The sequence below is a fragment of the Bradyrhizobium sp. LTSP885 genome, from assembly GCF_000938305.1.
Classification (GTDB): domain Bacteria; phylum Pseudomonadota; class Alphaproteobacteria; order Rhizobiales; family Xanthobacteraceae; genus Bradyrhizobium.
The window spans coordinates 48,563-60,594 of sequence record NZ_JYMT01000021.1 but is presented as its reverse complement, the minus strand read 5'-3'; the positions used below and the strand labels follow the sequence as shown (position 1 = coordinate 60,594).

Sequence of the window (12,032 nt, the reverse complement as noted above, 5' to 3'; positions counted from 1 at the left end):
CCTTCCAACATTTCCCCGATTATCGAAACGTGCCGCCTAATGCATCCTGCGCTTGCCAAAGCAAGGGACGACCCCAATGACCGCGCTCCAGCCCACATTGAATACCGCAGCCTCGGCTGACCTCGATGCCCCCAAGGCCGCGACATCAGCGCCGGTGGCAATCTCGCTCAAGACCTGGGTCGCGGTGATCGGCGCCACGCTCGGGGCTTTCATGGCGGTGCTCAACATCCAGATCGTCAACGCATCGCTCGCCGACGTCCAGGGCGCGATCGGTGCCGGCATCGATGATGGCGGCTGGATATCGACCTCCTATCTGATCGCCGAGATCATCGTGATCCCCCTCAGCGGCTGGCTCGCGCAGGTGTTCTCGGTCCGCATCTACCTCCTCACCAACGCAGTCCTGTTCCTGGTGTTCTCCGCGGCGTGCGCACTGGCGCAGAACCTGCCGCAGATGATCGTGCTGCGCGCCGTGCAGGGTTTTGCCGGCGGCGTGCTGATCCCGATGGCCTTCACGCTGATCATCACGCTGCTACCCCGGGCGAAGCAGCCGATCGGCCTCGCGCTGTTCGCGATCTCGGCGACGTTCGCGCCCGCGATCGGCCCGACCATCGGCGGCTACCTGACCGAGAACTGGGGCTGGCAGTACATCTTCTATGTCAATCTGGTGCCCGGCGCTGTCATGATCGGCATGCTGTATGTCTCGCTCGACGCCGGCCCGATGAAGCTGTCGCTGCTCCGTCAGGGCGACTGGCTTGGCATCATCACCATGGCGATTGGGCTAGCCGCGCTGCAGACCGTGCTCGAAGAGGGCAACAAGGACGACTGGTTCGGCTCGCCCTTTATCGTCCGCCTGTCGGTGATCGCAGTGGTTGCGCTGACCGGCTTCCTGGTGATCGAGCTCAGCGTCGAGAAGCCGCTGCTCAATCTGCGACTGATGCTCCGCCGCAATTTCGGCTTCGGCATGCTGGCCAACTTCCTGCTCGGCGTCGCGCTGTACGGCTCGGTGTTCATCCTGCCGCAGTACCTGTCGCGCATCCAGGGCTACAATGCCGAACAGATCGGCATGGTGCTGGCCTGGACCGGCCTGCCGCAGCTCTTGCTGATCCCGATGGTGCCGCGGCTGATGCAGCGCCTCGACCCCCGTATCATCATCGGAATCGGCTTCACGCTGTTCGCCGGCTCCAACTTCATGAACATCTTCATGACCAACGACTACGCCACCGATCAGCTGTTCTGGCCCAACGTGGTCCGCGCCGCCGGCCAGGCGCTGGTGATGGCGCCGCTGTCCGCAGTCGCGACCGCAGGCATCGAGGCGGAGAACGCGGGTTCAGCGTCCGGCCTGTTCAACATGATGCGCAACCTCGGTGGCGCGGTCGGCATCGCAATTTTGCAAACGGTATTGACCAAGCGCGAGCAGTATCACTCCAACGTGCTGAGCGAATCCGTCTCGCTGCTGGAGCCGGCCACCCGCGCACGGATCGACCAGATGACCCAATACTTCATGAACCGCGGCATCGCCGGCCAGGCCGAGGCGACCCACAGCGCGATCGTTGCGATCGGCCGCATCGTGCAGAAGCAGGCCTTCATCCTCGCCTTCAGCGACACCTTCTATTTGCTCGGCATCGCCCTGATCGTCGCACTGATCGCGGGCCTGTTCCTGAAGAAGCCCGGCCATCTCGCAGGTGGCGGCGGCGCGCACTGAGCATTATCTACGATGACCCAAGGAGAACGACCATGAAACCTCGCATGAACTACTACCAGGCTGCACCGGAGCTCATCAAAGCGCTGGCCGCGGTCGACACCCAGATCAGGGCGAGCGGCCTCGAGCAATCCCTGATCGAACTGGTCAAGACCCGCGCTTCCCAGATCAACGGCTGCGCCTACTGCATCGCCGTCCATACCGAGGACGCACGCAAGCACGGCGAGACCGAGCAGCGGCTCTATCTGCTCAACGCCTGGCGCGAGTCGCCGGTCTACACCGACCGCGAGCGCGCAGCACTGGCCTGGACCGAGGCACTGACCCTGGTCTCCGAAACGCACGCGCCCGACGCCGACTATGAGGCCGTGCGCGCCCATTTCTCGGAGACCGAGACGGTCAACCTGACGATGCTGATCGGAACGATCAACGCCTGGAACCGGATCGCGATCGGCTTCCGCGCGGTGCATCCGGTGAAGGTGAAAGTGGCGGCGTGATGACACCACTGCCCGCCCCACACTCTGCTGTCATGCCCCGCCTTGAGCGGGGCACCCAGTACGCCGGGACCTCTCGGCTCAAGCATTGCTGTCTCTGGAATACTGGGTCGCCCGGACAAGCCGGGCGATGACAGCTGAAGATACGGCAGGACCGCGCTAAACCGCGGTCGCCTTGGCGAATTCGACATAGATCTCGCGCAGGCGGGCGCTCATCGGGCCGACCTTGCCGTTGCCGACTGGCTTGCCGTCGATCGCGACCACGCCCTGCACGAACACCGAGGCGCTGGTGATGAAGGCTTCCTTGGCGGCGAGCGCCTCCTCGATCGTGAAGGCGCGCTCCTCGATGCGGAGTTGGCGCTCCTCGGCGAGCTTGACCACTGCCTTGCGGGTGCAGCCCGGCAGGATCTCGCTGCCGTTCTGCCGCGTCACGATGACGTCGTCCTGGGTGACGATGAAGCTCGAGGACGAGCCGCCCTCGGTGACCTTGCCGTCCTCGATCATCCAGGCTTCGCCGGCGCCGGCTTCGGCCGCAGCCTGCTTGGCCAGCACCTGCGCCAGCAGCGCGACGCTCTTGATGTCGCGTCGCGTCCAGCGGATGTCGGGCACGGTGATGACATTGATGCCGGTCTTGGCCGAGGCTGCGTTGATGATGTCCTTTTCCGAGGTGAACATGACCAGCGTCGGCTTGACGTCCGCCTTCGGGAACGGAAAGTCGCGCCCCTTGTCGGCGCCTCGGGTGACCTCGAGATAGACCATGCCGTTGACCAGGTCGTTGCGCTTGATCAGTTCCTTCTGGATCTGCTCGATCCGCTCGAGCGTCTCCGGCAGCGCGAGCTGTATCTCGCCGACCGAACGCTTCAGCCGCGCCAAATGCGAGGCGTTATCGATCAGCTTGCCCTCGAGCACCGCGGCCACTTCATAGATGCCGTCGGCGAACAGGAAGCCGCGGTCGAACACCGAGACCTTGGCCTCGGAATGCGGCACATACGAGCCGTTGACGTAAGCGATCTTTTCCAAGCGAATTCTCCTGCGGCGAAGGGCGGGTTTCAGCCCTTCGTATACGCAAATTATTAACGGCGATAAACCCTCAAGCACGCGTCATTCCGGGGCGATGCGCAGCATCGAACCCGGAATCTCGAGATTCCGGGTTCGGTCCTGCGGACCGCCCCGGAATGACGGCTGAGAGATTAATGCTGCAAGATCTTCGACAGAAACTTCTGCGCCCGGTCGCTGCGCGGCTTGCCGAAGAAGTCGGCCTTGTTGGCGTCCTCGACGATCTCGCCGCGGTCCATGAAGATGACGCGGTCGGCGACCTTGTTGGCAAAGCCCATTTCGTGGGTGACGACCATCATGGTCATGCCCTCGCGGGCGAGGTCGACCATCACGTCGAGCACTTCGCTGATCATCTCGGGATCGAGCGCCGAGGTCGGCTCGTCGAACAGCATGGCGATCGGGTTCATCGCGAGCGCGCGGGCGATCGCGACGCGCTGCTGCTGGCCGCCCGAGAGCTCGGCCGGATATTTCTTGGCGTGGTCGTTCAGCCCGACGCGATCCAGCAGCTTCATGCCGGTGACCGTGGCCTCGTCATGCTTGCGTCCGAGCACCTTCTCCTGCGCGAGGCAGAGATTGTCGATGATCCGCAAATGCGGAAACAGCTCGAAGTGCTGGAACACCATGCCGACGCGCGAGCGCAGCTTCGGCAAGTCGGTCTTGGGGTCGTTGACCTTGATGCCGTCGAGGATGATGTCGCCACCCTGGATCGGCTCCAGCGCGTTGACGCATTTGATCAGGGTCGACTTGCCCGAACCGGACGGGCCGCAGACCACGACCACCTCGCCCTTGGCGACGCTGGTGGTGCAATCCTTCAGAGCCTGGAAGCTCGGGCCGTACCATTTATCGACGTGGTTGATCTCGATCATTGGTTCTCAACTTGTCTGTTTGGCATGATCTTGCCGGATCATGCCTAGCGAACGATGGCAATGCGCGCCTGCAGGCGGCGGACGAAGAAGGATGCGGCACAGCAAACGACGAAGTAGACCAGCGCCGCGAACAAATACATTTCGACCAGACGGCCGTCACGCTGCGCCACCTTGCTGGCGGCGCCGAGGAAATCCGGAATCGAGAGCACGTAGACCAGCGAGGTGTCCTGGAACAACACGATGGTCTGGGTCAGCAGGATCGGCAGCATGTTGCGAAACGCCTGCGGCAGCACGACGTAGCGCATCGTCTGGCTGTAGGTCAGGCCGAGCGCGTTCGCCGCAGCCGGCTGGCCGCGCGAGATCGACTGGATGCCGGCGCGCATGATCTCGGAGAAATATGCCGCCTCGAACATCACGAAGGTGATCAGCGAGGAAGCGAAGGCGCCGACGCTGATCGGGCGCGACGCGCCGGTCAGCCACTGCCCGATATACGGCACCAGGAAGTAGAACCAGAAGATCACAAGCACCAGCGGCAGCGAGCGCATGAAGTCGACGTAGAAACCCGCGATGCGGCCGAGCACCTTGTAGCCGGACAACCGCATCAAGGCGATCAGCGTGCCGAACACCAGGCCGCCGACCGCGGCGAGCGCCGTCAGCGTCAGCGTGAATCGCATGCCCTCGAAAAACAAATAGGGCAGCGCGCGACGGATGACGTCGAAATCGAGATTGGAGAACATCGCTATTTCCCCGTGATGTAGCCGGGGATCGCGACATAGCGCTCGAGATAGCGCATCGCGGTGACCACGACGAAATTGACGAGGAGATAGATCACGGTCGCTGCGGTGAAGGCCTCGAACACCTGGAACGAGAATTCCTGCATCGAGCGCGCCTCACCGGTCAGCTCGATCAGGCCGATGGTGATCGCAACAGCTGTGTTCTTGATGGTGTTGAGGAATTCGGAGGTCAACGGCGGCAGGATGATGCGGAACGCAATCGGCAACAGCACGTAGCGATAGGCCTGCACCGTGGTCAGGCCGAGCGCGGTCGCAGCCTGCTTCTGCCCGCGCGGCAGCGAGCCGATGCCGGCCTGCAATTGCACCGCGACCCGCGCCGACATGAACAGGCCGATACCGATCGCGGCGGTCCAGAACGGCGCATTCGGCATCTGCTTCATCCAGAGCCCGGCGGACTTCGGCAGCAATTCCGGCAGCACGAAGAACCACAGGAAGAGCTGCACCAGCAGCGGCATGTTGCGGAAGAATTCGACCCAGCAGAAGCCAATCCACGAGGCCGTCTTCGATGGCAACGTGCGCAAGACACCGATCACGGTGCCCATGATCAGCGCGATGATCCAGGCCAGCGCCGCCGTCTTGAGGGTGACCACCAGTCCCGCCAGCAACAGGTCGAGATAGGTGCCCGTCCCCATCGGGTTCGGCTCGAGGAAGATATGCCAGTTCCAGTTATAGTTCACGGGTCCCCCGCGCAAACGCGCCGATCACGCATACCCCAACGCGTATGCGCCCAATATATGCAAATGTCCGGCCATTCTCCTCCAAAAATGGCCGGACATGTGAATTTAGGACCCACCGAGAGGTGGTGGGTTCACGCATTTCCGTCATTGCGAGGAGCGATAGCGACGAAGCAATCCATATTCATGCTAGGTGACAATGGATTGCTTCGCTTCGCTCGCAATGACGTGGAAAGAGTAAGTCTGTCTTACTTGTACGAATCCGGATCCGGTGAATCCGACGGTTTGGCGAACTCGTTCTTCAGCTCCGGCCCGAGCGGCAAGTTGAGGTTCAAGCCCTTCGGCGGGACCTTCTGGGTGAACCACTTGTCGTAGATCTTCTCGCCCTCGCCGCTGCTGTAGAGCGCGGCGGTGGCGGCATCGACCACTTTCTTGAACGGCGCGTCATCCTTGCGCAGCATGATGCCATAGGGCTCGGGCTTGGAGAACGCATCCTTGGAGATGACGTAATCGTCCGGCGATTTCGAGCCGGCGACGAAGCTCGCGAGCAGGACGTCGTCCATCACGAAGGCGACCGCGCGGTCGGTCTCGACCATCAGGAAGGCTTCGGCGTGGTCCTTTGCGGGAATGATGTTGACGCCGAGGTTACGGGCGACATTGGCTTCGGTGAGCTGCTTGATGTTGGTGGTACCGGAGGTCGAGACCACCGTCTTGCCCTTCAGATCGTCGATCGACTTGAGCCCGCTCGATTTCTTGAAGACGTAGCGGCTCGCGGTCAGGAAGTGGGTGTTGGTGAAGGCGACCTGCTTCTGACGCTCGACATTGTTGGTGGTCGAACCGCATTCGAGGTCGACAGTGCCGTTGGCCATCAGCGGAATACGCGTCGCCGAGGTCACCGGGTTGAGCTTGACCTCGAGCTTGTCGAGTTTCAGCTCCTTCTTCACCGCATCGACGATCTTGTTGCAGATGTCCATGGCGTAGCCGATCGGCTTCTGGTTGTCGTCGAGATAGGAGAACGGAATCGAGGAATCGCGGAAGCCGAGCGTGATCGCGCCGGTCTCCTTGATGTTCTTCAGCGTCCCGGTCAGCTCCTCGGCCTGCGCCTGGCCTGCGCCGAGCGCGGCGGCGAGCGCGAAGCCGATCAGATAGTTGCGTGTCATACGTCTACTCCTTCGTGGAATCGGTCGGTTAATGCGTCAGAATGTCGGCGAGGACGGGGGCGATGTAGCGGCGAAACTGCTCAGGATTCTCGCTCATCGGGAAATGACCGAGCTTCTCCATGATCGTGACGCTGGCGCCCCCTATAGCCGCTGCGGTCCGCCGCGTGTCCTCGGGCGTGCAGGAGAAATCATACTCGCCCGTGAGCAGATAGAGCTTGCATACTTTAGTATCGATTGACGCGACCCGACCGCGCAGGTCGCCATCGACCCGGTAGAAGTAGAGATCGCCCTTGAACACGCCGGGACCGCCCTGCTTGTAGGCCCACAGCGTTTCCATGCGCAAGGCTTGCGGACTTTGCGGGGCGATTAATCCCGATACCAGCGCGGCGCAGACTTCGCCGCCATGAACGTCCGGACGGTTGAGCCAGCTCGTATCATACCACGGCGACTGGAAATCGGCGGCCTCGAGCCCGATCAGCGCGCGAAACTCGGCGGCATGTTCGATCGCAAGGTTGAGCACGATGCGGCCGCCGATCGAGCAGCCCATCACGACCGGCTTCTCCAGGTGGAGCGCGCGGCAGAAGGCACGGATGGTCTCGGTGTATCTGATGGTGGTGAGTTGATAGTCATCGCCGGCCCAGCTCTTCGGCGGATTCGACTTGCCATGAAAGGGCATATCGAAGGCAATGATGCGGAAATTTTCGGCAAACTCGCTATCTGCGAGCAGATGCCGCCATTGCCGCGCGTCCGAACCCGCGGTGTGCAGGCAGACCAGCGGAATGCCCTTGCCATTCTCCTCGAAATAGATGCGATGCAATTCACCGTCGATCTCGACGTGAACGTAGCGGCCGATCATCGGCTCAATATAACCGTTCTCGATGTGGCCGCTCATGACACCACCGCTTGAACATGTGCGCGCGGCAGCGCCAGCAGATCCTTGAAATATTGCAGATGCGTCATGAAGGGATGCAGATCGCCTTCCAGCACCTCCTCGCCGCGCTTGGTCAGCGCCAACAGATCGTGCCAGCCGGGCTTCGGCTCCGCCTGCCAATGGGACGCCCATGCGAGCGTGGTCGCACGATAGGAGAAGCGCCAGGAGCGCATCAGGATCGGCGTCGGCGCGAACTCGACGATGCGGCCGGCGCGGATCGCGGCGTAAAACGGATGATCCATCGGACCGAGACGGCAGTCGCAATCGAGCAGCCGGCCGCGCGCAATCAGCGCCGGGGCAAGGTCAAGCAACGCGGGAATGCCGGCAAACGCCGTGATGATTGCGGCGTCGGTGGCGTCAGGCGATCGTGTCATCCGTTGAGCAGGGTTCCGGCGGCGGGCGGCCGCATGATGGCCGGAAGCACGTGAGGTCGCAAGGCGCCGCGGGCCTTGGATTCCCTTGATTATACACTTGACCAAACGCCGCGTGCGAACAAGCGCCTCGCGCAAGTGGAGGTGACGTGGGCGCTTTAGCCCGCCTTGACACCACGGCCGTTGTTCGGCGCCTGCGCCACCGCGCGCGCCAGCACCTGGGCTTCCTTCTTCAGCATGTCGGCCAGTTCCGTCTCGCGGCGGCGGATGCGGTCGCTAGCGGCGCCGATCGACAACGCGGCGATCACCTCGCCGGCATCGTCGCGAACGGGAACGCCGACGCCGCCCATGCCGGGAAAGGCCGCATCGATCAGCACGGTGTGGCCGATCTTGCGCGCGGACGCGATGCGCTCGCGCAAAAATTTCGGCGTGATGCGCGGCGATTTCGCCAGCCGCGGCACGATCACCTCGATCACAGCCTCGATCTCGGCGTCCGGCAACCAGACCAGCAGCGCGAGCGCACCCGCGCCGACACCGAGCGGACGGCGGCTGCCGATCTGCAAATAATTCGGCTGCAGCGGATGGCTGCCGACCGAGCGCGCCAGATACAGCGCCTCGACGCCGGAGCGCACCGACAACAGCGCCGTGTCGGCGGAGCGCTCGGAGAGCCGCAGCAAACTCGGCTGCGCCAGCTCGGCGATGTCGACCGAGCGGCGCGCGCCGACCGCCATCACCCGCGCCTCCTGGCCGAGTTCGTAGGTCTTGGACCCGGCGACCCGGCTGACAAACCCCTCCTCGATCAGCGAATTGAGGATGCGCAGCGCGGTGGCCTTGTTGAGCGAGGTGGTGTCGGCGATGTCCGTGAGGCGCAGCGGCGAGCGCTGCGCCAGCACGCGCAGGATCGCGCAGACCTTCTGGATCGCGTTGAACTTGTCGGGCTGGCCCGGCTCCGGCAGCGGCTTGTTCCGGCCGGCCCGTGCGGTCGCAGTCGTGGACGCGTTCATGCCATTCCCTCAGTCGCAAACTCGGCCATCATCCTAAAGCGGACGGCGGCGGCGCGACACCATATACTTTCGTCAGATGAAACTTTGATTTCAGCTATTCGCGCTGCTTCGCACCAAAATAACCTTCATCAGCTTTGAATATTTCGCAGCACGAAATCCGGCGAAACGCGGCTATGCGAGCCGCATCCGGCGGATCGTGATGAGCGCGCCGAGGCTGAGGATGCCGACCGCGGTGAGGTAATAGCCCGGCGCGAGCTCGCCGATCAACACGAAGCCGCCCATCCAGGTCATGATCGCCGGTCCCATGCCGCCGAACAATGTGACACCGATATTGTAGCTGAGGCCGAGCCCGGTGGCGCGCGTCGCCGGCGGGAACAATTCAGACATCAGCGCGGCGAGCGGCCCGTAATAGAGCGACTTGAGGATTCCGAGCCAGAGCACGCCAAGCAGGATGATCGTCGGCGTCGGCCTGCCCGTGAGCAGCAGGAAGGCCGGAAAGATCGAGACCAGCAGCAGCACGCCAAACAGGATCATGTGCGTGGTGCGTCCGATCCTGTCGGAGACGATGCCGGCGATCGGCGCCAGCAGCGCGACCGCGCTCTGCGCGGCGAACGCGGCGACGAATCCGACCGTCGGCGGCAGGTTCAGCGTCTTCACCACATAGGTCGGCATGTAGACGATCAAATAGTTGACCGCGGTCGACACCGCGAGCGCACCAATGGCGAGGATCGTGGCGAGCTTCTGCCGCGCGAACACTTCCCTGGCCGGCGATTCCAGCATGGCCGCAGGCGGCGGTGTCGCGTCCTCGACATGGTTGCGAATGTAGATGCCGACCGGGCCGATCAAGACGCCGAACAGGAACGGCAGCCGCCAGCCCCAGGACTGTAAATCCTCCGGGCTCATCAGCGAGGTCAGCAGCGCGCCGAAGCCTGCCCCGAGCAATCCGCTGACGCCCTGGCTTGCGAACTGCCAGCTCGCCACAAAACCGCGCCGCTCCGGCATGTGCTCGACCAGGAACGCGGTCGACGAGCCGAACTCGCCGCCCGCGGAGAAGCCCTGCACCAAGCGCGCGAGAATGACCGCGATCGGCGCGAGGATGCCGATGCTCGCATAGGTCGGCATCAATGCAAGGACCAGCGTGCCTGCGGTCATCAGCACGATCGAGGCCATCAGTGAGGCCTTGCGGCCGTGACGATCGGCATAGGCGCCGAGCACGATGCCGCCGATCGGTCGGGCCAGGAACGACAGGCCGAAGCTGCCGAAGGTCAGCAGCAGCGACGTGGTCGGGTCATTGGCCGGGAAGAACGCCTTGGAGAGGTAGACCGCGAAATAGGCATAGATCGAGATGTCGTACCATTCGAGCGCATTGCCGATCGAGGTCGCGACGATCAGACGGGTGATGCTCTTGCGATCGATCGCGGCCATGCCCCGCGTTTCGACCGGCGTCGATAGCGTCATCGGATTGTGCCTTTTTGCCCGCGTCTCACCCCATGCGTGGCGTCTCGCCCAAATCCCAGAACAGGCCCGCCATGATGGTCAGCGCTTCCTCGGTCACCGGCAGAAGGATGTGCTCGTCGGGAGCGTGCTGCGAACAGCCCGGGTAGGAATGCGGCACCCAGATCGTCGGCAGCCCCAGGCCTTCGGAGAACACGTCGTTCGGCAGCGAACCGCCGAAATTCGGCAGCACCGCGGGCGCCTTGCCGGTCGTTGTGCGGATCGACGTCGCCGCCCACTCGATCCAGGGGCTGTCCATGTCGGTACGCGAGGCACCAAAGCGCTGCGTGCCCGAGACGTCGACCATCGGAAAGCCGTTGGCGTGCAGATGAGCGCGCACCGCATCGATCACTTCAAGATGCCTTGTGCCGACGACGAAGCGGAGCTGCAGCACGGCGCTGGCCTTGCCGGGAATCGCATTGGCCGGCTTGTCGATGTTGCCTGACGACATCGCCAGCACCTCAAGCGTGTTCCAGGCATAGAGCCGCTCGGCCGGCGTCAGGCCCTCCTCGCCCCAATCCTCCGCGAGCTGAGGCTCGTCTGCCGTGGGCTCGATCTTGACGTCGGCCAGCGCGGCGCGGACGCGGTTGGAGATCGGCGGCGGTTTCAGGATCTCGAGCTTCATGCGGCCCTTGCCGTCGACCAGGCTTGCGATCGCGTTCACCAGGATCGTGGCAGGGTTGGCGAGCACGCCGCCCCAATTGCCGGAATGGTTGCCGCCTTCGCGCAGATTGACGTCGAGATGGATGCGGTTGCCGCCGCGGCAGCCGAGGAAGATGGTCGGCCGCTCCGCGGAGAGCCGCGGCCCGTCGGAGGCCAGGAACAAATCAGCCTTCAGCTCCTCGCGATGGGCCTCGCAGACCTCGCGCAGATCGGGCGAACCGATCTCCTCGCCGGTCTCGATGATAAATTTGGAATTGAAACCGAGCTTGCCACCGCGCGCCTGCTTCACCGCGCGAAGTGCGGCCATATTGATCGAGTGCTGGCCCTTGTTGTCGGCGGTGCCGCGGCCATAGACGCGATCGCCCTTGACCGTGGTCTGCCAGGGATTGAGCCCGTCGCGCCATTCGCCGACCATGCCGTCGACGACGTCGCCATGGCCGTAGGTCAGCACGGTCGGCCGCGAGGAATCTTCCTGGTAGTCGGCGATCAGATAGGGTCCGCGGCCGGTCGGCGATTCGATCAGCCGGGTCTTGAAATCGAGCTCCGCGAAGGCCGGCTGCAGGTTCTCGACCAGATAGGCGCGCAGCGCATCGCCCTTGTCGGCATTCAGGCTCTCGGTCTGGTAGCCGACCCTGGCGTTCAGCTCCTTCAGGAACTGCCCCGATTGAAAATGCTCTCGCACAACAGCGATTGCGTCGGCCCGTGTCGCCATGATTGTCCCTTTTGGAAGTACGCTTCGGAGGCGGCCAACCTATCGGGATCGGATCGCGACCGGAAGGGCACCAAACGCGATTGGGCCTTGCCAAAACATGGGAAGTCGCAACAAGTT

General features: G+C 63.4%; 12 protein-coding genes. 2 read left to right on the top strand and 10 right to left on the bottom strand.

All coding sequences use genetic code 11. The annotated features are described in order from the left end of the window. The first annotated feature begins 76 nt into the window (after positions 1 to 76). Both UP09_RS14175 and UP09_RS14170 read left to right on the top strand, forming a co-directional pair. A complete protein-coding gene (locus UP09_RS14175; protein WP_044538814.1) occupies positions 77 to 1,702 on the top strand; it encodes an MDR family MFS transporter in 1,626 nt (541 codons plus the stop codon). Positions 1,703 to 1,734: 32 nt separating this feature from the next. Then, the gene (locus UP09_RS14170; RefSeq protein ID WP_044538813.1) at positions 1,735 to 2,193 is read left to right on the top strand and encodes a carboxymuconolactone decarboxylase family protein; all 459 of its coding nucleotides are present in this window, start codon (positions 1,735 to 1,737) and stop codon (positions 2,191 to 2,193) included. 156 nt (positions 2,194 to 2,349) lie between these two features. Here the strand turns inward: UP09_RS14170 and UP09_RS14165 are convergent, their stop codons facing one another. The 10 genes from UP09_RS14165 to UP09_RS14120 form a co-directional block, all read right to left on the bottom strand. Next, entirely contained in the window at positions 2,350 to 3,210 is an 861-nt protein-coding gene (locus UP09_RS14165) for a D-amino-acid transaminase (protein ID WP_044538812.1), read from the bottom strand. A gap of 170 nt (positions 3,211 to 3,380) precedes the next feature. Continuing rightward, on the bottom strand, positions 3,381 to 4,112 hold the full coding sequence (locus tag UP09_RS14160; RefSeq protein WP_044538811.1) for an amino acid ABC transporter ATP-binding protein: 732 nt from the start codon (positions 4,110 to 4,112) through the stop codon (positions 3,381 to 3,383). A gap of 44 nt (positions 4,113 to 4,156) precedes the next feature. Next, complete coding sequence (locus UP09_RS14155) at positions 4,157 to 4,849, bottom strand: amino acid ABC transporter permease (protein WP_044538810.1); 693 nt, start codon at positions 4,847 to 4,849, stop codon at positions 4,157 to 4,159. Between the two features lie 2 nt (positions 4,850 to 4,851). Further along, positions 4,852 to 5,583 carry an amino acid ABC transporter permease gene (locus tag UP09_RS14150; RefSeq protein ID WP_044538809.1) on the bottom strand — a complete coding sequence of 244 codons (732 nt, stop codon included), beginning with the start codon at positions 5,581 to 5,583 and terminating at the stop codon, positions 4,852 to 4,854. Positions 5,584 to 5,828: 245 nt separating this feature from the next. After that, positions 5,829 to 6,740: an amino acid ABC transporter substrate-binding protein gene (locus tag UP09_RS14145; protein ID WP_044538808.1), complete on the bottom strand. Its 912-nt coding sequence runs from the start codon at positions 6,738 to 6,740 to the stop codon at positions 5,829 to 5,831. Positions 6,741 to 6,768: 28 nt separating this feature from the next. Next, positions 6,769 to 7,632, bottom strand: a complete 864-nt coding sequence (locus UP09_RS14140; protein WP_044538807.1) for an alpha/beta fold hydrolase — start codon at positions 7,630 to 7,632, stop codon at positions 6,769 to 6,771. Beyond that, positions 7,629 to 8,045, bottom strand: a complete 417-nt coding sequence (locus UP09_RS14135; protein ID WP_044538806.1) for a hypothetical protein — start codon at positions 8,043 to 8,045, stop codon at positions 7,629 to 7,631. The genes UP09_RS14140 and UP09_RS14135 overlap by 4 nt, the downstream gene beginning before the upstream one ends. A 155-nt stretch (positions 8,046 to 8,200) precedes the next feature. After that, positions 8,201 to 9,046, bottom strand: a complete 846-nt coding sequence (locus tag UP09_RS14130; RefSeq protein WP_050043793.1) for an IclR family transcriptional regulator — start codon at positions 9,044 to 9,046, stop codon at positions 8,201 to 8,203. A 171-nt stretch (positions 9,047 to 9,217) separates the two neighbouring features. Continuing rightward, positions 9,218 to 10,504 (bottom strand): MFS transporter, encoded by a 1,287-nt coding sequence (locus UP09_RS14125; RefSeq protein WP_082070128.1) that lies wholly within the window; start codon positions 10,502 to 10,504, stop codon positions 9,218 to 9,220. A 25-nt stretch (positions 10,505 to 10,529) separates the two neighbouring features. Beyond that, positions 10,530 to 11,915 carry a M20 family metallopeptidase gene (locus UP09_RS14120; RefSeq protein ID WP_044538805.1) on the bottom strand — a complete coding sequence of 462 codons (1,386 nt, stop codon included), beginning with the start codon at positions 11,913 to 11,915 and terminating at the stop codon, positions 10,530 to 10,532. Positions 11,916 to 12,032 lie beyond the last annotated feature (117 nt).

What these genes read in the sequence shown, in the direction of transcription:
- UP09_RS14175 (WP_044538814.1), top strand. Translation starts at nt 77, where the DNA reads ATGACCGCGCTCCAGCCCACATTGAATACCGCAGCCTCGGCTGACCTC.
- UP09_RS14170 (WP_044538813.1), top strand. Translation starts at nt 1,735, where the DNA reads ATGAAACCTCGCATGAACTACTACCAGGCTGCACCGGAGCTCATCAAA.
- UP09_RS14160 (WP_044538811.1), bottom strand. Translation starts at nt 4,112, where the DNA reads ATGATCGAGATCAACCACGTCGATAAATGGTACGGCCCGAGCTTCCAG.
- UP09_RS14155 (WP_044538810.1), bottom strand. Translation starts at nt 4,849, where the DNA reads ATGTTCTCCAATCTCGATTTCGACGTCATCCGTCGCGCGCTGCCCTAT.
- UP09_RS14145 (WP_044538808.1), bottom strand. Translation starts at nt 6,740, where the DNA reads ATGACACGCAACTATCTGATCGGCTTCGCGCTCGCCGCCGCGCTCGGC.
- UP09_RS14140 (WP_044538807.1), bottom strand. Translation starts at nt 7,632, where the DNA reads ATGAGCGGCCACATCGAGAACGGTTATATTGAGCCGATGATCGGCCGC.
- UP09_RS14135 (WP_044538806.1), bottom strand. Translation starts at nt 8,045, where the DNA reads ATGACACGATCGCCTGACGCCACCGACGCCGCAATCATCACGGCGTTT.
- UP09_RS14130 (WP_050043793.1), bottom strand. Translation starts at nt 9,046, where the DNA reads ATGAACGCGTCCACGACTGCGACCGCACGGGCCGGCCGGAACAAGCCG.
- UP09_RS14125 (WP_082070128.1), bottom strand. Translation starts at nt 10,504, where the DNA reads ATGACGCTATCGACGCCGGTCGAAACGCGGGGCATGGCCGCGATCGAT.
- UP09_RS14120 (WP_044538805.1), bottom strand. Translation starts at nt 11,915, where the DNA reads ATGGCGACACGGGCCGACGCAATCGCTGTTGTGCGAGAGCATTTTCAA.